Here is a 20597-nt window from a genome sequence, read left to right as displayed (position 1 = left end):
GTGGGACCTGGGATGCGTTTTCCACGGACGGCCGACGGATTGGGCGGCCTGCCTTCAGACGATGCAGTCGCGATGGATTTCCCCGGAGAAGCCGCTTTCGTGCTCACTGACATCCCCAGATGCGGAGTTTAGATTCGCTCATGACCTATTCGCTTCTCGGCCGTTGCGCCCGTACGGGACAGTTCGGTGCGGCCGTCACCACCTCCAGCCTCGCGGTCGGCGCGCGCGTGCAGCATGTCGCGCCGCGCATCGGCGGCGTGCTCACGCAGCACCGCACCGATCCGCGCCTCGGGCCACGCGGCCTCGAGCTGCTCGCGGGCGGGTGCTCGGCCGAGGAGGTGCTTGCCGCGCTGGTCGCCAGCACGCCGGACCACAAGTGGCGGCAGCTCGCCTGCATCGACGCCCAGGGGCGCACCGCGCATTTCCATGGCGCGGCCGTGAAGCCCGCCATGAACGCCGTGCATGCGAAGGATTGCGTGACGCTGGGGAACATCCTCGCCAATGACGGCGTGCCGGCCGCCATGGCCGCCGCCTTCCTCGAGAGCGAGGCCGAACCTCTGGCCGAGCGCCTCATGCGCGCCATGGAGGCCGGCGAGGCCGCGGGCGGCGAGGGCCGCCCCGTCATCTCCGCAGCCCTGCTCGTGATGGAGCGCGAGGTCTTCCCGCTGGTCGATCTGCGCGTGGATCTCGCCCCCGAGGCGATCTCGGCGCTGCGCACGCTGTGGGACGCCTATTCGCCCGACGTCCAGACCTTCGTCACCCGCGCGGTCGATCCGAACGCCGCCCCAAACCCGGGCTGAAGCCACGGAAAATTCACGGCCGCGTGGCGGATCGGCTACCGCTTCCGGAAATCCTTGCGGAACTCCAGCTGCTCGGTGCGGATGGATTTCGCCGCGCGCGCCGCCGCCTCGGCGAGCCAGCCCTTCTTGCGCTGGCCGAGGTCCCGGCGGATCTCCTCGGCGGAATCCGGCGTGCCGAGATGGATCGCGGCCAGCTCCGCGCCCATGGCCTGGAGCACCTCCAGATCCAGCAGCACGTCGAGCTCGACGCGCTTCTCCGTATCGACGGAAGCCGTGCGCGTCGTCGATTCCGCGTTGATCTTGCGGTTGTTGGGCGAGAGCCGGCGGATCGCGATGCCATCGGCCAGGCGGTATTGCGGGTCCGGCGCGCGGTAGCGGCCCGTCGCGATTTCCAGGCTGCGGATCTCGCGCGTCGTGCGCCGATCCACGCGCGACCAGGCCGAAGGCACCATCGCCTTGGCCTCGCGGATGACCCAGTCGCCCTGCCACATGGCCTGCGCCACCCAGCGCGGCCGGCCGAGGCTGCCCAGCCCCGCGCTGCGATACCAGATCAACGGCGGCTCCGCGCCCGCCGGCAGGGCCCGGGTCAGCGCCTCGCGATAGCGCGGCCAGAGCTGAGGGCGTTCGGTGTCGGGCCGCTCGTCGAAGCGCAGGCGCTTGCGGTCCAGCTTGTCCCAGAAGGACTTGCGCTCGCGCTCGGGAACGATGACGGCCTTGCGCAGCCAGCCGAGATCGCGGTCCAGCACGAAGGGCCGCGGATTGTCGAGGCCGCGGCGGTAACCGGCCAGGACGGGCTTGGCCACGGCCGCCGCATCGGGCCGCCCGGCCAGCAGCGCGCTGGTGACGAGGCGCAGCAGATCCAGCGCATAGGGCATGGTCGCGGCCTCGTCGTGATCGTTCACGCCCCAGATCAGCCGGCCCTCCGCGTCGCGCCAGGTGCCGAAGTTCTCGAGGTGGATATCGCCCACGGCGAGGACGCTGGGCGCGTCCATCAGCTCGGGGGCGAATTCGCGCACCGTCTCGGCCCAGCGCCAATAGGTGGCGCGCAGGAAGGGGAAGGGGGCATTGGCCATCTCCGCGTGCTTCTCGCGCAGGCCTTCCTCGACCACCTCCGCGCCAAGCTCGGCGCGCAGGTCCTCCTCATAGGCGTCGGTGGATTTTACGATGTTCATGCGGCCCCCGTGGGAACGACGGATGCATGTGAACAGGATTGGCGGTCAGACGTCCAGCCAGCGCAATCCGCCCGGCGGCGGGGGAATGTCGGGACTATGGGCCAGCATGCGTTCCCAGACCCGCCTGGTGACGATCTGCGCCTCGGCCATCAGCGCGTCCTCGTCCATGGTGAGCATCTTGCGGTCGCGCAGCAGGAACTCGCCATCCACCATCACCGAATGCACCGCGCCGGGGTGGCCGTAATGCACCACGGCCGAGACCAGGTTGATGATCGGCCGCAGGCTCGGCGTGTTGAGGTCCAGGATGGTGAGGTCCGCCTTCTTGCCCACCTCGATCGTGCCGATGAGATCGGAGGCGCCGACCGAGCGCGCGCCGTTGCGCGTGATGCCGTCCAGCGTGTCCTGCGGCTGCGGCGCCACGCCGCCCTCCACCACGCGTCCACGCCCGCCGCGATGGGTGATGAGGCCGATCTTCATGGCCTGGAACATGTCCTCGGTCATGTTGTCGGTGCCGAGCGCGATGTTCACCCCCGCGTCGCGGATGAGGCCGAGCGGCGCGGTATGCGGCCCGCGGCGGGAGGAATTGGCCGGGCAATGCGCCATCTGCGTGCCGCGCGCGGCCAGCAGCTCCACATCCGCCGGCGTGCAATAGGTCCAGTGCGCGCCGACGAGGTCGGGGCCGAGGAAGCCCTCGCGGTCGAGATATCCGGCAGGCGTGAGCCCGTCGCGCGCGGCGGCCACCGCGCGCACCTCGTCCATCCCCTGGGCCAGATGGATCGTGCGCGTCAGCCCGTATTTCGACGCGAGATCCAGGATCTTGCCGAGCATGGCGGGCGAGCAGTTGTCGGGCGCGTGGGCGGCGACCTGGAAGTTCACGCGGCCCTCGGCGCGCCCCTGCCATTCCTCGATGTTGCGGACGGTGCGGTCGAGGAAGGTGCGGCCGAAGGCCTCGTCCACCGTGTAGTCGCCCAGGCGGATGCGCAGCGTGTTGATGTCCGCGCAGCTCTCCGAGAGCCACAGCCGCAGCCCCGTGCCTGCCATCGCGCCGATATAGTCGGGCAGGTGGCGAAAGGGATCGACGAGCGTGGTGCAGCCGGAGCGGATCGCCTCCAGGCAGCCCATGCTCACCATCACCGCGCGCTCGTCCGGCGTCATCTCGTAGGAAACCGGCGACATGTAGCTGTAGACGGCGCTGCCCTCGTAATCCTCGACGCTGCCGCGCAGCACCGTCAGCGCCGTATGGGTGTGCGCGTTGATGAAGCCGGGGAAGACCGCGAGGCCCTTGGCGTGGAAGCGCGGCAGTTCGGGGAACTCCCGCTCCAGCGTGGAGCTGTCGCCGATGGCGGCGATGCGGTCGCCACGGATGGCGATGGCGGCATGCTCCATCAGGCTGCGCGCATCGTCGCAGGTGACGAGGACGGCGTCGGTGATCAGCAGATCCATGGGGCAATCTCTCTCGCGGGCCGGTGGGCATTCTTTCACACATGGCCCGCGATTCGAGGCGATGCGCTCAGCGCGCCAGCCACTCCGCCAGCACGCCGATCGCGGCCATCAGGTCCGCCGTCTCCATCGCCTCATGCGGGTTGTGGCTGCCGTTGCGGTTGCGCACGAGCAGCATGCCCGTCGGCACGCCCGACGCGGCGAAGTTGTTCGCGTCGTGGCTGCCCGGGCTGTTGAGGCGTGGCGCGGGGATGCCGCAGCGCGTGGCGGCGGCGGAGAGCTCCTCGACGATCGCGCGATCCATCGGGCCAGGTGCGGCGGCGCTTCGCTCGCCCAGCGCGATCGTGACTTTTCGGCGCGCGGCCACTTCGGCGGCGATGGCGTCCAGCCGGGCTTCGAGCGCGGCGAGATGCGCGGCATCATAGGCGCGCAGGTCCAGGCTCATCTCGAAGCCGCCCGAGACGGCGGTCAGGCTGTGCCGCGCGGCGGGGGTGTGGAAGCGGCCGATGGTGACGGCCATGGGGCGGCCCTGCGCCTCCTCCTCCAGCCACATCCGCTCCAGGCTGAGGGAGAGATCCGCGCCCGCCAGCGCGGCGTCGTGGCGGAAGCGATGCGGCAGGCCGGTATGCGCGTCCTCACCGGTGATGCGGATGAAGGGGTGGCGCACATTGCCCGGATTGGCGAGGCAGATGGCCAGCGGCGCATTCGCCTCGACGAGTTGCGGCGCCTGCTCGATATGCACCTCCAGATAGGCGCCGAGAGTCGCGGGATCGCGCAGGGGCGTGTTCTGGCGCAGCCGCGCGGAATCGCCGCCGCAGCCGTCGATGCTCTGTGCCAGCGTCAGGCCGCTGCGCGCATGCGGCAGCTCCAGCGCGCCGTCGGGCAGGCGGGCCAGCAGGCAGCGGCTGCCGATCAGGCCGAGGCCGAACCACACCGCCTCCTCGCAGCGCAGGCCCAGCACCTCGATGTCGCGCTTTGGCGCGATGCCGGCCGCCTGCAGTGCGGCCACCGCGCCGATGCCGGCGATCACGCCCGCCGCGCCGTCGAAATTGCCGCCCTGCACGACGCTGTCGAGATGCGAACCGATCAGCACCGGCGGCGCGTCATGGCCCGAGGCCCAGCGCAGCGTGAGGTTGGCGCCGGCATCGAGGCTGGCGGTCATGCCCAGGGCGCGCCCGGCCTCGGCGATCAGCGCCTGCGCCGCGTTCTCGCCGCGCCCATAGGCGTCGCGCGTGATGCCCGGCGGATCGGCGCCGATGGTGGCCACGCCATCCAGCAGCCGCTGCACGAGGGATGTCTGCGCGGACACCGCTTGCGAAAGTTCCAAACCCCATCTCCCCAACTGCGATGGAAAGCTTGCCCGGATGCGCGCGTCCGGACAGGGGGCAGGTAGGGGGGTGGAGAAATTTACACCCGCTTGCCGCCGTCATGTTGCAACCGCCACACTGGCGGCTCAGCCCCCCGGGAATACGTCCATGGATATAAACAGCCCCACCGTCGCCTCCAAGGCCGACGCCCTCGCGCTGCGCTACGGCGCCGATGCGATCCCCGCCGCCGGCCCCTGGAACGAGCACATCGCGCTGCTGCTCTCGCACCGCTCCGTGCGCGGCTACCGGCCCGACGCCCCCGCCCGAGGGCACGCTCGAGACGCTGATCGCCGCCGCGCAATCCGCCGCCACCAGCTCCAACATGCAGACCTGGTCGGTCGTCTCCGTGACGGATCCGGCGGTGAAGGCCGAATTCGCGAAGATCGCCGGCGGCCAGAAGCACATCGAGCAATGCCCGATCTTCCTCGTCTTCCTCGCGGACCTCTCGCGCAACGAGCGCCTGGCCAAGGCGAATGACAGCGAGCTGGAGGTGCTGCCCTATATCGAGACCTTCATGATCGCCGCGATCGATGCGGGCCTCGCGGCCCAGAACGCGGTCGTCGCGGCCGAGGCGATCGGGCTTTCCACCGTCTATATCGGCGCGATGCGCAACGACCCCGCGCGCGTGGGCGAGCTGCTGAACCTGCCGCAGGGCGTGGCCGGCGTCTTCGGCCTGTGCATCGGCTATCCGGCCGACGGCCTCACCAATGAGGTGAAGCCGCGCCTGCCCCAGGCGGCCGTGCTGCACCACGGCACCTACGACCATTCGCAGGAGCCGGTGCATGTCGCCGCCTATGACGACAAGCTCTCCAGCTTCTCCAGCCGCTACGAGACGGCCCAGACCACCTGGAGCGGCCGGGTGCTGAACCGCATGGGCAAGCTCAAGGGCCTCGCCGGCCGCGAGAAGCTGAGCGGCGTGCTGAAGGCCATGGGCTTCCCGCTGCGCTGAGGATGGCGCGTCCCGGCGCTGGTCGGGACGTCCCGACCATGCGGAATTCCGGCACCTGCCCCTGTTCGCGAGCCACCGGAAATGGTCTTCCAGGGTAGGGGGAGGCATCCGCCGCCCCCTTCGGGTATATTGCGGGCAACCCTGAACCATTCCGGGGGTTGGAAAATCACCGCAGTCTGCGTGCCCGAGGCGCGTACGGGAAGGAGAAGTGCTTGCCCCCCGGTATGTCGCGCAAATGGGCCGGCTGGCCCCTCCTGATCCTGCTGGCCTCGGCCCCCGATGCGCTGCGCGCGCAGCCCGAGCAGCCCGAACCTGGGCCCCCTCTGGCCGCCGAGGCGCCGAACCTCCCATATCGCGCCACCGTGAAGGCGACGGGCGACGACAATCTCGACCGCCTGCTGCGCCTCTCCTCCGGGCTGATCGCCCTGCAGGAGCGCGCGCCCACCGATGCCGAGGGCGTGGTCTCGCGCATCGGCGCCGAGGCGGAGAAGCTCCGTCCCGCTCTGGAAAGCGAGGGCTATTGGGCCGGCCAGGTGGAGGTCGTGGCCCCCGGCGGCTCGCTCACCCCCGCCGCCTTGGCCGCCCAGCCCGCCCCCCTGGCGCTGGAGATCCGCGTCACGCCGGGCCCGCGCTACACCTTCCGCAATATCCAGACGCTCGGCGGCGGACCGCCCGTCGCCGTCACCCCCGGCGAGCCGGCCCGGGCCGAGGTCGTCATCGTCGCCCAGGAGGCGGCCTGGAACGCCATGCGTCTGGACGGCCGCCCGCTCGCGCGCATCGACCGCTCCGTCACGGTGGATCACGGCGCGCGCGCCATGGACATCACCTTCACCGAGCAGCCCGGCCCCCGCGCGGAATTCGCCATGCCCCAGGTCGCCGGCACGGAGCGCGTCGACCCCGAGGTGGTGCGCCGCGTGGCCGCGCTGCGCCTGGCCGAGCGCGGCTTCCTGCCCGCCCGGCTCGATCAGGCGCGGGCCGATGTCTCGGCCCTCGGGCCCTTCTCCCAGGTGCGCGTGGACCAGGCGACGGCGCTCGACGCCCAGGGCCGCCTGCCGGTGACCGTCACCGTGCGCGAGCGGCCCTTCCGCGCGATCAACGCCTCGGCCGGCTATGAGACGAATTTCGGCGCGCGGCTCGGCCTCTCCTGGGAGCATCGCAACGTGCTCGGCGGGGCCGAGAACCTGCGCGTGGAAGGCGAGGTCAGCCGCATCGGCAGCGACCTCGACCGGATGAACGCCCGCGCCGCCGTCATCTGGCGGCAGCCGCTGCCGCTGGGCTATGTCGGCACGGCGGTGGGCAGCCTCTCCTTCGTGCGCGAGCGGCTGGACAGCTACGACCGCGACGCCGCGATCTTCAGCCTGCTCTACGAGCGCCGGCTCTCCGACCGCTGGACGCTCTCCACCGGCCCGGTGGGCGAGGTGGGCCAGTCCGCGCCCTCGGGCGGGCGGCTGGAGGCCTATCAGATCGCCGGCTTCACCGGGCAGCTGCGCTATGACAGCACGGACAGCGCGCTCGATCCCCGCCGGGGCATCCGCGCGCTGGGCAGCATCACGCCCTCCTACGCCTTCACCGAGAGCACGGCCTTCATGCCGCTGCGGATCTCGGGCTCCACCTATTTCGACCTCTCCGGCGGCGGACGCACGATCCTGGCGATGCGGGCCGGCTTCGGCAGCCTGCTGAACGGCACGGCCAATACGGTGCCGCCGAGCCAGCGCTTCTATGCGGGCGGCGGCGGTTCGGTGCGCGGCTACGACTTCCAGTCCATCGGCCCGCGGGATGCGCGCGGCAAGCCGGCCGGCGGCGCGAGCCTGCTGGAGGGCTCCATCGAGCTGCGGCAGCGCTTCGGCTCCTCCTACGGCGCGGTCGCCTTCGTCGATGCGGGCGCGGTCGGCACCAGCGCCGGCGCGCCGACCGACGAGGTGCGCGTCGGCGCCGGCGTGGGCGCGCGCTACTACACGCCGATCGGGCCGATCCGCGCCGATGTCGCGATCCCGCTCGTCCGCCAGCAGGGCAGCGGCTCCTTCGGATTCTATGTCGGCATAGGACACGCCTTCTGATGCGCTGGCTGGGCCTTATCTTCGCGATCCTGATCCTCGTCCCGGTCCTGCTGATCGGCGCGCTGGCGACGCCCTTCGGGCTGAACGCGGCGGCCGGCCTTGCCACGCGCTTCGTGCCGGGGCTGGAGCTGGAGGGCGTCTCGGGCCCGCTGCCCGGCCATCTCGGCGCGCGGCGCATCGCCATGCGCGATGCCGAGGGCGCCTGGGTCGAGATCGAGGATGTGCGCATCGACCTCGCCTGGCGCGACCTCTTCGACCGCCGCGTGACGCTGAGCTCGGTCCAGGCCCGCCGCATCGCGCTCACGCGGCTGCCGCCGAGCGACCCCGCCGCGCCGCCCTCCGATCCCACGCCCGTCGCCATCCCGGCCCTGCCGCAGCTGCCCGTCGCCATCCGCATCGACGCCTTGCGGGTGGAGCGGATCGAGATCGCGCAGGCCGTGGCGGGGCAGGCGGCGGCGCTGTCGCTCGACGGCACGCTCTCGCTGGAGGGCCAGCATCTGCAGACGCAGCTGGCCGTCGCGCGGCTGGACCGTCCGGGCACCATCGCCGTGAACCTTGCGCTGCGGGACGAGGCGCTGCGCGCCCATGTCCAGGCCTCCGAGCCGGCGGGCGGCCTCGTCGCCACGCTCGCGGGCCAGCCCGAGGCGCCGCTGGACGTGCGGCTGGACCTCGACGGCCCGGCCACGGGCGCGGAATGGCGGCTCGTCGCCGCGCTGGGGGCGACCAACGCGCAGCTGGCCGGGCGGCTGTCCGTCGCGCCCGATGGCGCGGCCGCCGTCACGCTGGACGGCACCGTCATCCCCGGACCCTTCGTGCCCGAGGCGCAGCAGCCTCTGGCCAACCGCATCACGCCGAGCCTCGCGCTGCGCCGCGCAGCGGACAACGCCATCACCATCGAGCACCTGACCCTCGCTCTGCCGGCCGGGCGTGCCGAGGTCAGCGGCACCATGAGCGCCGCCCAGGCCCTCGCCCTGCGCTTCCGCGTGGACCCCGCGCCGCCAGAGGCCTTCGGCGCGCTGCTGCCCGAGGGCACCGGCTGGACGACGCTCTCGATGGAGGGCGAGGTCGGCGGCACGGTCACCGTGCCCGCGCTCGACCTGCGGGTCTCCGGCACGGGCTTCAAGGGGGCAGGGGCCGTGGACGAGATGCTCGGCCAGGCCGTGAACCTCACCGCCAGCGTGCGCGGCGCCGAGCGGCTGGTGGACGCGACGCTCCAGGCCGAGCGTATCCGCGCGACCGTGCGCGGCCCGGCCGCCAGCCCCTTCGACCTCGCCTTCACGCTGGAAGCGCGCGATCCGCCGCAGGTCCAGGGCACCATCGCCGCCGAGGGCCGCCTGACGGGCACCGCCGAGGCGCCGCAGATCACGGCCAAGCTGCGCACCGAGCGGCTCACCGCCTCGGGCCGGCTGGTCGAGAATTTCGATCTCTCGGCCGAGGCCAATCTCCAGCAGGTGACGGCCCTCGCGACCGGCCAGCTCGACGGCAAGCCGCTGCGGCTCAACCTCGCCGCCGGCAAGGAGGGCGAGACCATCCGCCTCACCCGCCTCGATGGCAGCTATGCCGGCATCGCCTTCGACGGACGCGGCGAGGGGCCGCTGCCGCGCGGACCCTTCACGGGCGGGATCCGCCTGGACGCGCCGGACCTCGCGCCCCTGGGCATGGGCCTGGCCGGCCGGCTGACGGTCGATCTCCAGGGGCGTGCCATCGCGGGCGCCACGGGCATGGCCGCGCAGGGCGTGGAACTGCGGGTGAACGGCACGGGCGTGGGCATCGGCGCCAACCGCGTCGGCGCGCAGGTCGAGATGACCGGCACCCTGGCCGCGCTGAATTTCCGCCTGGGCGTGACGGCACCGGCCTACGGCCTCGATCTCGCGGGCCATCTCGGCCAGGAGGGGCCGCTCAACGTCATCACCCTGACGCGGCTGGAGGCACGGGCCGCGCACGACGCGCTGCGCCTCGCCGCCCCCGCGCGCATCCTGGTGACCGAGACGGGCGAGCTCACGCTCCAGCCCGCGCGGCTCACCAGCCGGCGCGGCGGCACGCTGGCGGTGAACGGGCGGCTGGCCGGCGGCAATCTCACCGCGCGGGCCGATATCACGAACGTCCCGCTCGGCCCGCTCAGCGCGGGCTTGGTGAACGGCACGGTCTCGGGCCAGGTGAATGCCGCCGGGCCGAGTGGCGCGCCGCAGGTGGACGCGAATATCCGCATCGCCGGGCTGCGCGCGGCCGATCCGGCCATGGCCTCGATCCCCTCCGCCAATATCGCCGCCACGGCGCGCCTCCAGGGCGAGGCCTTCCGTGCCCAGGCCCAGGTGAATGCCGGCCCGAGCGTGCAGCTCAACATCGAGGCCTCGCAGTCGCGCGGGATCGGCCCGGCCGCGCCCTTCGAGGCCTCGCTGCGTGGGCGGCTCGATCTCGGGCAGCTCGCGCGGCCCTTCCTGGCCGGGGGCGCCGACCGCTTCCAGGGCCGCGCCGCGCTCGACCTGCGCGCCAGCGGCACCGCCGCCGAGCCGCAGCTGGCCGGCACCGCCACGCTCTCCGAGGGCAGCTATTCCAACCCCATCTACGGCGTGCGGATCGACGGCCTGGCGGCGCGGCTCACGGCGCAGGGCCAGCGGCTGGTCATCTCCTCCTTCTCGGGCCGCACGATCGGCGGCGGCACCATCTCCGCCCAGGGCTGGGTGGAGCCGATGGGCGCGGGCATCCCCGCCGAGATCCGCCTGACCGCCAACAACGCCCGCCCCGTCACGGGCGAGATAGGCGATGCGACCCTCAATGCCGACATCGCCCTGCGTGGTCCGCTCACCGATGGCGGCAGCCTGGGCGGCCGCATCACGATCGTGCGCGCCGAGATCCGCATCCCCGAGCAGCTCGGCGGCAGCGTGCCCAGCGTCGGGCCGGTGCGCGAGATCGGGCCCTTCCCGCCGGGGCGCCGCGCGCCCACGCCGCCCCGCCCGGCGGCGGCGGCCGCGCGCCCCGCGCTGCCCATGACGCTGAACCTCGTGATCGCGGCGCCGCGCGCCGTCTTCATCCGAGGCCGTGGCCTGGAGGCCGAGCTGGGCGGCGAGATCACCATCGGCGGCACGGTCGCCGGCGCCGCCTTCCTCGCCCAACCCGCCGGCGCCCAGGAAGTGTTTCCCACGCCCGAAGCGGCCTCGACGGCGCTCGTCGATGCGGCGAAGGCGCCGGAAAAGGGCATGCTGGACAAGATCTTCGGTCCTGGCGCCCAGGAGTTGATCGCCTCCGGCGACGAGGAGGTGGATAAGCAGCGGCTTTCCGATTTCAACGATCTTGCCAGCAAAGGGAACGCTGTCACCGATGGCGAGGACGGCACCAAGGTGCTGACCTTCGGCGCCGATCCATGGCCGTTTCCCATTCCGCTCAAACCTGCCGGCGGCGGTTGGGCCTTCGATCTGGACGCGGGCCGGCAGAAGATCGCCGACATGGCGATCGGCCGGAACGAGCTGGTGGCGATCGGCGCCTGCGAGGACTATGTCGCGGCCCAGAACGAATATTTCCGCACCCTGCATGACGACCAGCCAGTGCACCAGTTCGCGCGCCGTCTCATCAGCACGCCCGGCCGCCATGACGGACTCTACTGGGAACCGGAATCGCCGACCGATCGCAGCCCGCTCGGCGACCAGATCGCCGCCGCCTCGGTGCGAGCCGGCAAGGATTCCGACGCGCCGCGCGCCTATCACGGCTATCGCTACCATGTCCTGACGAGGCAGGGTCCGGCGGCGCCGGGCGGGGCCTATGACTATCTGGTCAAGGACCGCATGCTGGCCGGCTTCGCGCTCGTCGCCTATCCGGAGACCTGGGGCGAGACCGGCATCATGTCCTTCCTGTGCGACCAGCGCGGCAATGTCTACCAGCGCAATCTCGGCGCTTCGACCGGGGCGGTCGGCCCGAAAATCCAGAGCTTCAATCCCGGCCCGGCATGGGAGCCTGTCGAGCGCTAAATGCCAGAGCGGCGCGGAACCGGTCGGGTTCCGCGCCGCTCTGTTGCTTCGCAGGCTCGTCCGCCCCCAATCTAGACCGGCTTTTCGGCCGGCGTGGGGGTCTTGCGCGACATCCGCCAGGAACCGAGGCGGCGCACGCCGACATAGAACAGCGGCACGAAGAAGATGCCGATCGCGGTCGCCGCAATCATGCCGCCCATCACACCGGTGCCGACCGCGTTCTGCGCGCCCGAGCCGGCGCCGGTTGCGATCGCCAGCGGCAGGATGCCGAAGATGAAGGCCAGTGACGTCATCAGGATCGGCCGAAGCCGCATCCGCGCGGCGTCGAGTGTCGCCTCGACCAGCCCCTTGCCGGCCGCCTGCTGGTCCTTGGCGAATTCGACGATCAGGATCGCGTTCTTCGCCGCGAGGCCGATCGTCGTCAGCAGGCCGACCTTGAAGTAGACGTCATTCGACTGGCCGAACAGCTTGGCGGCGATCAGTGCGCCGAGCACGCCGATCGGCACGGAAAGCATGACCGAGAACGGGATCGACCAGCTTTCATAGAGCGCCGCCAGGCAGAGGAAGACGACGAGGATCGAGATCGCATAGAGCGCCGGCGCCTGGTTGCCGGAAAGCTGCTCCTGGTAGGACAGCCCCGTCCAGGAGGCGGTGAAGCCGTCCGGCAGCTTGGCGACCATGGCCAGCATCTCGTCCATGGCCGTGCCCGAGCTGACGCCCGCCGCGGCCGAACCCTGGATGCTCACGGCCGAGATGCCGTTATAGCGGTCGAGCTTGGGCGAGCCATAGGTCCAGTCCGTCGAGACGAAGCTGGAGAACGGCACCATCTCGCCGCTGGCATTGCGCACGAACCAGTCGTTCAGATTGTCCGGCTGCATTCGGAAGGGCGCGTCGGCCTGGAGATAGACCGGCTTGACCTTGCCGCGATCGATAAAGTCGTTGACATAGCTGCCGGCGAAACCGACCGAGATCGTGTCGTTGATATCGCCGAGATCGATGCCGAGCGCCCGGGCCTTGGCCTGGTCGATGTTGATACGGAATTCGGCCTGGTCCTCCTGCCCGCCCTGACGGACGCCGCTCACCAGCGGGTTTGCGCGCGCCAGTCCCAGAAGCTGTTCCCGCGCCGCCGCAAGCTGCTGCTGGCCGGCACCCGCCGTATCCTGGAGATACATCTCGAAGCCGTTGGAATTGCCGAGATTGGGCAAGGCCGGCGGCGACAGCGCGAACACCTGCGCGTCGCGAATCGTGGAGAACGCGGCCATGGCCCTCCCGGCGATCGCCGATGCGGCCTGATCCTTGCCCTTGCGCTGGTCGAAGTCCTTCAGCCTGACGAAAGCCATCGCGGAATTCTGACCGCCACCATTGAAGCCGAAGCCGAGGGCGACGAAGACACCCTCGACCGAGTCCTTCTCCTGGGTGAGGAAATGGTTCTCGACCTGCTTCACCACCTCGAGCGTGCGCGCGGTGGTCGCGCCGACCGGCAACTGGATCGACGTCATCAGCACGCCCTGATCCTCTTCCGGCAGGAACGAGGTCGGCAGGTTGCTGAACAAAAAGGCCGCGCCGCCACACATCAGCAGATAGACCAGGAAGAACCGCAGCGGCCGCCGGATGATGCCATGAACGCCGCGCTGGTATCCGTCGGCGCCACGGTCGAAGGTGCGGTTGAACCAGCCGAAGAAGCCCTTGCGCGCCTGATGGCCGCTCGACGGCTTCAGCATGGTGGCGCAGAGCGCCGGCGTCAGAACCAGCGCCACGAACACCGACAGCACCATGGCCGCGACGATCGTCACCGCGAACTGGCGATAGATCACGCCAACCGAGCCCGAGAAGAAGGCCATCGGCACAAACACGGCGGAAAGGACCAGCGCGATGCCGATCAGCGCGCCGGTGATCTCGTGCATAGACTTCTTGGTCGCCTCGCGCGGCGACAATCCTTCTTCCGCCATCACGCGCTCGACATTCTCGACCACGACGATGGCGTCGTCGACGAGCAGGCCGATCGCCAGCACCATGGCGAACATGGTGAGCGTGTTGATCGAATAGCCCGCGAGGGAGAGCACGGCGAAAGTACCGAGCAGCACCACGGGCACGGCAATCGTCGGGATCAGCGTGGCACGGAAGTTCTGCAGGAAGACGAACATGACGATGAAGACGAGGACGACGGCCTCGATCAGCGTCTCGACCACCTTCTCGATCGAAAGCTTGACGAACGGGGTGGTATCATAGGCAGTGACGACCTTGATGTTGGACGGAAGGCCGACCGAAAGCTTGGCCAGCATCGCCTCGACGCCGGACGCCGCGTCGATGGCATTGGCGCCGGTGGCCAGGTTGATGCCAAAGCCGGCGGCGGGCATGCCGTTGAAGCGCGAGGTGTTGGCGTAGCTGTCCGAGCCAATCTCGACCCGCGCGACATCGGCGAGATGGACGATCGAGCCATCCGTCGTCGTCTTCAGGATGATGTTGCGGAACTGCTCCGGCGTCTGCAACTGGCTCTGCGCCGTGATGGTGACGTTGAGCTGCTGGCCCTCGATGCTTGGCAGCGCGCCGAGCTGGCCGGCCGAGACCTGCCTGTTCTGGGCAGCGATCGCGGCAGCGACGTCGCTGGGGATCATCTGGAATTTGGCGAGCTTGATCGGATCGAGCCAGATCCGCATCGCATAGCCCGAGCCAAAGACGTTGATATCGCCAACGCCGTTGACCCGCTTGATCGCGTCTTCGAAGCGGCTGGTGAAGTAGTCGCCGAGATCCTCGGAAGAGAGGCTCCCGTCGGTCGAGACCAGCGCGGCCACCATGAGGATGCTGGAGGTCGACTTGGTGACCGTGATGCCCTGCGCCACCACCGCATCGGGCAGCTGCGATTCGACCAGCTGCAGCTTGTTCTGCACCTGCACCTGGGCGATGTCGGGATCGACGCCGCTGGCGAAGGTAAGCTGCACGGAGGCCTGGCCGGAAGACGAGCTGGACGCCGACATATAGTCGAGGTTCTCAAGCCCCGTCATGCCCTGCTCGATGATCTTGGTCACCGAGTTCTCGACCGTTTCGGCGCTGGCGCCGGGATAGCTGGCGGAGATGCGCACCGTCGTCGGTGCGATCTCGGGATATTGCGCGATCGGCAGCGTGTAGATGCCGAGCAGGCCGCCGAGCATGACGGCGATCGCCAGCACCCAGGCGAAGATGGGGCGATCAATGAAGAAATCGGCCATGCGATCAGCCTCCTGCGGCGGGAGCGGGAGCCGGGGCCGGCGTGCCGGTGGATGCAGGCGTCTTTGCATCGACGGCATGCGCTACGCCAGCCGCGTCGAGCGTGACCTCGATCGGGTTCACGGCCTGGCCGTCGCCGATCTTCTGCAGGCCGTCGACGATCAGCCGGTCGCCATCCGAAATGCCCGACTCGACCAGCCAGTCCGAGCCGACCGATTGCATGGTCTTCAGCACGCGGGTCTCGGCCTTGCCATCCTTCGACACAAACATCGCCGTCGCGTCGCCCTTGGCGTTGCGGTTGACGGCGCGCTGCGGCACCAGGAAGGCACCCTCGTCATTGCCGAGATCGACGATGGCGCGGACATACATGCCCGGCAGCAGGATGCGCGTCGGGTTTTCGAAGCTGGCGCGCATCGAGAAGGTGCCGGTGGTCTCGTTGACCGTCGCCTCGGCCGAGCGCAGTTCGCCGGTTTTGTCGTAGACCAGCGTGTCGTTGAGCTTGAGCTGCACGCTGGGCGGGCCATCGCCGCGCTTCAGCCGCCCGCTTTCGATCAGGCTGCGGATGCGCAGCAGATTGGTGCTGGAATCGGTCAGGTCGACATTGATCGGGTCTATCTCGCGGATGGTGGCGAGCGCCGTCGCCTGATTGGCCGTCACCAGCGCGCCCTCGGTCACCGTCGAGGTGCTGATCAGGCCGGAAATCGGCGCCAGCACCTTGGTGTAGTCGAGGTTGATCTGGGCGGAGGCGAGCGCCGCCTCGGCGGCCGCGACATCGGCCTTGGCCTGGGCCAGCGTCGCCTTGGCATCGTCGAGGCTCTGCGCCGTCACGGTGTTGACGCCAACCAACTGGTTGTAGCGGTCGACCTTGGCCTGCGCGCTCGGCACGGCGGCCTGCGTCTTTTCCAGCGCCGCGGCGGCGGCGTCATAGGCGGCCTGATAGGGGCGCGGATCGATCTGATAGAGCAGATCGCCGGCCTTGACCTGGCCGCCCTCGGTGAACACCCGCTTCTGGATCAGCCCGTCGACCTGCGGCCGGATCTCCGACACCTTGGTGGCGCTGACGCGGCCGGGCAGCTCGATCGTGATCGGCACGTTCTGCGGCTTGAGCGTGACGACGCCGACCTCGACCGGCCCCGTCGGAGGCCCTCCCGGACCCGGCCCGTTTCCAGAGGACGGGCCGGAACAGGCCGCCAGAAAGAGAGCGCCGAACAGGCTCGCCAATGCGAGGGCCCTAGGTTTCATGCGAGATGCTCCGAAGATCGCCACTGCCACTCTCGTCGAGTGACTATATAGAGCCTCTCTTTTCACCTCGGCCACCAGCTGCGCAACCGTTTTTGGGCGTCAAAACATTGCTGGCGTTTCGAAATATTGCTGCGAATTCTGTTTGCGCACGCAAAGGTTAGCGCCCACCCCCGCGGCACGTGGGGCAGCGACGGCAAGCCAGCCTTTTCAAGCCGGCCGGACGATCCCCTTCTTCAGGATCAGATTGCCATATTGCCGCGTCTCGCCGGTCTGGACAATGGCGTAGCCGGCATTGGCCCGCTCATAGAACGCGAAGCGCTCCAGCGAGTGAACCTTGTGCTCCGGCTCGTGGCGCTGGACGATCTGCTCGAACTCGTCGACGATCGGCTCGCGCCGGTCGGGATCGCCCACCACCTGCATCGAGATCGCGGCGACATCGTCATACTGGTCGAGCGGCAGCAGCGACAGGATGGCGTCGAGCACCTGCGGCGCCGTGGCGGCATCGATGCGGATCAGTTCCGGCCCGGCGCTGGTGGCCGGGTAGTTCGCATCGACGATGGTGATCTCGTCGCCATGGCCCATGGCGCGCAGCGTCCAGAGCAGATCCGGCGACAGGATCGGCGAAAGTCCCTTGAGCATGTCGTGTCCTTCAATTGCGGAAATGGGTGGCTTCGGGGTTTGCGACAGCCCGGCCCGCTCCGGCCGGTGAAGGCTGGAACGGACCGGACCGGCCCCTCCCCTCGGGTCTGGAAATGCGGTGGCGCGAGGCGGCTCGCGCAGGGAGCATAGGGTTAACAGGAGGCTAACAAATCTCGCCTCCGAGAGACGGGTTAACGCCCCTAGAACGTCGCGCCGATTTGCCACGGCACGAATTCATTGTCGCCATAGCCGAGCAGTTCCGACTTGCTCTTGTCGCCGGAAGCGACCTCGAGGATCCGGTCGAAGATCTCCTGCCCCTTGGTCTCGAGTGACTTGCCGTCGAGCACGTCGCCGCCATTGATGTCCATGTCGTCGATCATCTTGGCGTAGATCTCGGAATTGGTGGCGATCTTGATCGACGGCGTCGGCTTGCAGCCATAGGCCGAGCCGCGGCCGGTGGTGAAGCAGAGGATGTTGGCGCCGCCCGCCACCTGCCCCGTCGCCGAAACAGGGTCGTAGCCCGGCGTATCCATGAACACGAATCCCTTCTCGGTCACCGGCTCGGCATAGCCATAGACAGCCGTCAGCGGCGAGGTGCCGCCCTTCGCAGCGGCGCCCAGCGACTTCTCCAGAATGGTCGTGAGGCCGCCCTGCTTGTTGCCCGGCGACGGATTGTTGTTCATCTCCATGAGGTTACGTTCGGCGTAGTCCTCCCACCAGTGGATGATGTCGACCAGCTTCTGGCCGACCTCGCGCGACACGGCGCGTCGGGTGAGCAGATGCTCGGCGCCGTAGATCTCCGGCGTCTCGGAGAGAATGGCGGTGCCGCCATTGCGCACGAGGATGTCGGCGGCGACGCCCAATGCCGGGTTGGCGGTGATGCCGGAATAGCCGTCGGAACCGCCGCATTGCAACGCGAGCATCAGTTCGCTCGCCGGCACTGTCTCGCGCTTCACCGAATTGACGATCGGCAACATCGCCTTGACCGCCTCGACGCCGGCATCGACCGTCTTCCTGGTGCCGCCGACTTCCTGGATGGTCATGGTGCGGAAAGTCTCGCTCTCCTGGATGTTATAGGCATCCTTGAAACGCGGGATCTGGAAGCCCTCGCAGCCGAGGCCGACCATGACGACGCCGCCCATATTCGGGTTGGTGGCATAGCCCCAGGTCGTGCGCTTCAGCGTGTCGAAGATCACGCCGCGATAGTCGATCACGCAGCCATTGGCCTGCTTAAGCGCGACGATGCCGTCGATGTTCGGATAGTCGTTGAGAATGCCGGAGCGCTCGATCTCGGTGGCGATGAAGCCGGCCACCGTCGTCGAGCAATTCACCGAGGTGAGGATGCCGACATAGTTGCGCGTGCCGACCTTGCCATTGGCGCGACGAAAGCCCTGGAACGTCGCCTGGAATTCCTTCGGCACAAACTGGGTCGGCACCACGCCTTCGCTGAAGGCGTAGTCGCGCTCGAAAGCGCCATGCTCTTCGCCGATACCGCAATTGTGCTCATGCACCCAGTCGCCGGGGGCGATGTCCATCTTGGCGAAGCCGATGATCTGGCCGAATTTGCGGATCGGCTCGCCGGCCGCGACCGGACGAATGGCGAACTTGTGCCCGCGCGGCACGCGCCGGATGATGGTGACACCCTGCGCCGTCATCATGCCGACATCGAGATTGCCAAGCGCCACGGCGATGTTGTCCTCGCCATGGAGGAGAAGCGTGCGCGGCTGGGCCGGAAGGGGGGCTGCCTCGTTCATGGGTTCGATCCTATCGCGGCCAAACGGGCGGCCGCTGTTGCGGGGGCCTCAGGCTGAACGCCAGCCATCGCGAATGAGCGTGAAGCCGTCGCTGTAGACTTCGGTGGCGGCCGGGAAGAGATCGCGCCAGATCCGCGTCGCCGCCGCCAGCAGCGGCATCGACCGTCCGAACGCCTCGATCGTGATCCAGCCGTCATAATCGGCCTGCTTCAACGCCTTGAAGGTGCTGGCGAAATCGATATGACCCTTGCCCGGCGTGCCGCGATCGTTCTCCGAGACATGCACATGCGCCAGATGCGGCGCGATGGCAGCCACGGCGGCGATCGGGTCCTTCTCCTCGATATTGGCGTGGAAGGTATCGTACATGCCAGCAACGTTCGGGTGAGCGACGGCGGCGAGGTAATCGTTCAGGTCGTGCATGGTGTTGACGAAATAGCATTCGAAGCGATTGACCGCCTCCAGCACCAGCGTGATGCCCTTGGCGCGCGCCATGTCGCCAGCGTCGCGGTGGAAAGCGATGGCGCGCTGCCGTTCATCGAAGGTCGGCGCGTCGCCGGAGAAATGGCCGAGCGTCGAATGCAGCGGGCCACCGACGACCTTGGCGCCCAATGCTGACGAGCATTCGAGGATCCAGGCCACGTGCCGGCGGGCGGCCTGCTGCTGCGCGGCATCGGCGCCGAGCGGGTTCATCTCGACGCCTGGAAACAGCGAAATCACCGTACGCTCCAGCCCCAGCCGGTCGAGTTCGCGACCGAGTTCGGCATAGTGCTCGGGCGTGCCTTCGAAGATTGGGATCTCGACGCCGTCATAGCCGCAGCGTTTCAAATCCTCGAGGATCGGCCAATGTCGCGGTTCGACATGCGCCGTCCAGAGCAGGAGATTGAAGCCGATCTTCATCGAGAATGTCCTGGTTCGCATCCGGCAGGTCGGCGGCGCGATGCCCCCGTCCGGGAGGGGCCGGCGGACCCGAGGGGCCACCGGCCGCAACGCATCAGTTGGTTGGCGGGACCGGCGGCGCTGCGCCCTGCGGCAGCGGCTCTTCCAGCCACTTGGTCACCATTTCAGGCTTTGCATCCCAGGGCGCGGCATCGGCCAGATTGTCCTTGGTGATCACCTGGCTCGGCGCGTAGTAGAACTGGCCCGGCTTGACCGAACCGTCGATGACGCCGAGCAGCAGGCGCAGCGCATGGACCGAGGCGATCGAGGGCGGGTTGCTGCCGGTCAGGGTCATCTGGCCCTTCTCGATCAGTTCGACGCCATAGGGCGCGCCATTGTTGCCGCCGATCAGGATCTGGCCGGTCTTGCCGGCACGCTCGATGGCGATGGCGACGCCGACGGCCATGTCGTCATTGGCGGCATAGATCGCCTTGACGTTCGGATGCGCCGCCAGGATCTGCGAAGCGGCGTCCATGGCTTTCTGGCGGTCCCAGTCGGCCGCGAGGTCGGCAACGCTGACCGCCTTGGAGCCGGACTTAGCGATGCCATTCTTGAACGACTGCACGAAGGCTTCCGCGTCGCCGCGGCCGAGCTTGCCGGTGATGGTGGCGTATTCGCCCTCCGGCAGCAGCTTGCCGATCGCCTCGCCGACGGGCTCACCGAACCGGTAGAGATCGATCTGCATGATGCCGGCCGAATCCGCCAGGATCGACGGGTCGTAGCCATACTGGAAGAAGATCGGCACGCCGGCCTTCTTGGCCTGGGCGATGGCGGCCTTTTCCGAGGAAAGCGACACGGCATAGATCAGGATGCCGTCAACGCCCTTGGTGATCGCGTCCTGGACGTTGGCGAGTTCCTGGGTCGGGTCGTTATTCGCGGAATAGGTGATCAGCTTGACGCCGAGCTTGTCGGCGGCGGCCTGGGCCGCGTTCATGCCGTACTGGTAATAGGGATCCGGACCGCCGCGCATGAAGGCGATGGTTTTCTCCGCTGCCTGCGACAGGCTCGGCGCCAGGATGGCGGTTCCCAGCGCCAGCACGGCGAGGGCTCTCCTCGTGATATTCATTGCTCGTCT

General features: G+C 69.0%; 13 protein-coding genes. 4 read left to right on the top strand and 9 right to left on the bottom strand.

Annotated features, from left to right (window positions below):
* Positions 1-140 precede the first annotated feature (140 nt).
* On the top strand, positions 141-800 hold the full coding sequence (locus ACO057_RS05415; RefSeq protein WP_421989406.1) for a DUF1028 domain-containing protein: 660 nt from the start codon (positions 141-143) through the stop codon (positions 798-800).
* Between the two features lie 35 nt (positions 801-835).
* On the opposite strand, the gene ACO057_RS05410 is transcribed toward ACO057_RS05415, so the two are convergent.
* From ACO057_RS05410 to ACO057_RS05400, 3 genes are all read right to left on the bottom strand, one after another.
* The gene (locus ACO057_RS05410) at positions 836-1972 is read right to left on the bottom strand and encodes a DUF2252 family protein (RefSeq protein WP_421989404.1); all 1137 of its coding nucleotides are present in this window, start codon (positions 1970-1972) and stop codon (positions 836-838) included.
* A 45-nt stretch (positions 1973-2017) separates the two neighbouring features.
* On the bottom strand, positions 2018-3415 hold the full coding sequence (locus tag ACO057_RS05405; protein ID WP_421989402.1) for an amidohydrolase family protein: 1398 nt from the start codon (positions 3413-3415) through the stop codon (positions 2018-2020).
* A gap of 67 nt (positions 3416-3482) precedes the next feature.
* The gene (locus tag ACO057_RS05400; RefSeq protein ID WP_421989400.1) at positions 3483-4739 is read right to left on the bottom strand and encodes a hydantoinase/carbamoylase family amidase; all 1257 of its coding nucleotides are present in this window, start codon (positions 4737-4739) and stop codon (positions 3483-3485) included.
* A gap of 212 nt (positions 4740-4951) precedes the next feature.
* Between ACO057_RS05400 and ACO057_RS05395 the strand changes: the two genes are divergently transcribed.
* From ACO057_RS05395 to ACO057_RS05385, 3 genes are all read left to right on the top strand, one after another.
* A complete protein-coding gene (locus ACO057_RS05395; RefSeq protein WP_421989398.1) occupies positions 4952-5728 on the top strand; it encodes an NADPH-dependent oxidoreductase in 777 nt (258 codons plus the stop codon).
* Between the two features lie 212 nt (positions 5729-5940).
* A complete protein-coding gene (locus tag ACO057_RS05390; RefSeq protein WP_421989396.1) occupies positions 5941-7785 on the top strand; it encodes an autotransporter assembly complex protein TamA in 1845 nt (614 codons plus the stop codon).
* On the top strand, positions 7785-11747 hold the full coding sequence (locus ACO057_RS05385; protein ID WP_421989394.1) for a translocation/assembly module TamB domain-containing protein: 3963 nt from the start codon (positions 7785-7787) through the stop codon (positions 11745-11747). The genes ACO057_RS05390 and ACO057_RS05385 overlap by 1 nt, the downstream gene beginning before the upstream one ends.
* 71 nt (positions 11748-11818) lie before the next feature.
* Here ACO057_RS05385 and ACO057_RS05380 read toward each other — a convergent pair whose 3' ends face one another.
* The 6 genes from ACO057_RS05380 to ACO057_RS05355 all read right to left on the bottom strand — a co-directional run bounded on the left by ACO057_RS05380 (position 11819) and on the right by ACO057_RS05355 (position 20588).
* Positions 11819-14953, bottom strand: coding sequence for an efflux RND transporter permease subunit (locus tag ACO057_RS05380; RefSeq protein WP_421989392.1), 3135 nt, complete (start codon positions 14951-14953; stop codon positions 11819-11821).
* 4 nt (positions 14954-14957) lie between these two features.
* Positions 14958-16268 (bottom strand): efflux RND transporter periplasmic adaptor subunit, encoded by a 1311-nt coding sequence (locus ACO057_RS05375; protein ID WP_421989390.1) that lies wholly within the window; start codon positions 16266-16268, stop codon positions 14958-14960.
* 132 nt (positions 16269-16400) lie between these two features.
* Complete coding sequence (locus ACO057_RS05370) at positions 16401-16832, bottom strand: RbsD/FucU family protein (RefSeq protein ID WP_266331531.1); 432 nt, start codon at positions 16830-16832, stop codon at positions 16401-16403.
* 200 nt (positions 16833-17032) lie between these two features.
* On the bottom strand, positions 17033-18586 hold the full coding sequence (locus ACO057_RS05365) for a UxaA family hydrolase (RefSeq protein WP_421989388.1): 1554 nt from the start codon (positions 18584-18586) through the stop codon (positions 17033-17035).
* A gap of 48 nt (positions 18587-18634) precedes the next feature.
* Entirely contained in the window at positions 18635-19483 is an 849-nt protein-coding gene (locus tag ACO057_RS05360; RefSeq protein ID WP_421989386.1) for a sugar phosphate isomerase/epimerase family protein, read from the bottom strand.
* A 94-nt stretch (positions 19484-19577) separates the two neighbouring features.
* A complete protein-coding gene (locus ACO057_RS05355) occupies positions 19578-20588 on the bottom strand; it encodes a sugar ABC transporter substrate-binding protein (RefSeq protein ID WP_354553917.1) in 1011 nt (336 codons plus the stop codon).
* Positions 20589-20597: the final 9 nt, after the last annotated feature.

The sequence above is a fragment of the Roseococcus sp. genome, assembly GCF_965227005.1.
Classification (GTDB): domain Bacteria; phylum Pseudomonadota; class Alphaproteobacteria; order Acetobacterales; family Acetobacteraceae; genus Roseococcus.
Note: the sequence above shows the minus strand (reverse complement) of the source record. Positions and strands in the feature narration are given on the sequence as shown.

What these genes read in the sequence shown, in the direction of transcription:
- ACO057_RS05415 (WP_421989406.1), top strand. Translation starts at nt 141, where the DNA reads ATGACCTATTCGCTTCTCGGCCGTTGCGCCCGTACGGGACAGTTCGGT.
- ACO057_RS05410 (WP_421989404.1), bottom strand. Translation starts at nt 1,972, where the DNA reads ATGAACATCGTAAAATCCACCGACGCCTATGAGGAGGACCTGCGCGCC.
- ACO057_RS05405 (WP_421989402.1), bottom strand. Translation starts at nt 3,415, where the DNA reads ATGGATCTGCTGATCACCGACGCCGTCCTCGTCACCTGCGACGATGCG.
- ACO057_RS05395 (WP_421989398.1), top strand. Translation starts at nt 4,952, where the DNA reads ATGCGATCCCCGCCGCCGGCCCCTGGAACGAGCACATCGCGCTGCTGC.
- ACO057_RS05385 (WP_421989394.1), top strand. Translation starts at nt 7,785, where the DNA reads ATGCGCTGGCTGGGCCTTATCTTCGCGATCCTGATCCTCGTCCCGGTC.
- ACO057_RS05380 (WP_421989392.1), bottom strand. Translation starts at nt 14,953, where the DNA reads ATGGCCGATTTCTTCATTGATCGCCCCATCTTCGCCTGGGTGCTGGCG.
- ACO057_RS05370 (WP_266331531.1), bottom strand. Translation starts at nt 16,832, where the DNA reads ATGCTCAAGGGACTTTCGCCGATCCTGTCGCCGGATCTGCTCTGGACG.
- ACO057_RS05365 (WP_421989388.1), bottom strand. Translation starts at nt 18,586, where the DNA reads ATGAACGAGGCAGCCCCCCTTCCGGCCCAGCCGCGCACGCTTCTCCTC.
- ACO057_RS05360 (WP_421989386.1), bottom strand. Translation starts at nt 19,483, where the DNA reads ATGAAGATCGGCTTCAATCTCCTGCTCTGGACGGCGCATGTCGAACCG.
- ACO057_RS05355 (WP_354553917.1), bottom strand. Translation starts at nt 20,588, where the DNA reads ATGAATATCACGAGGAGAGCCCTCGCCGTGCTGGCGCTGGGAACCGCC.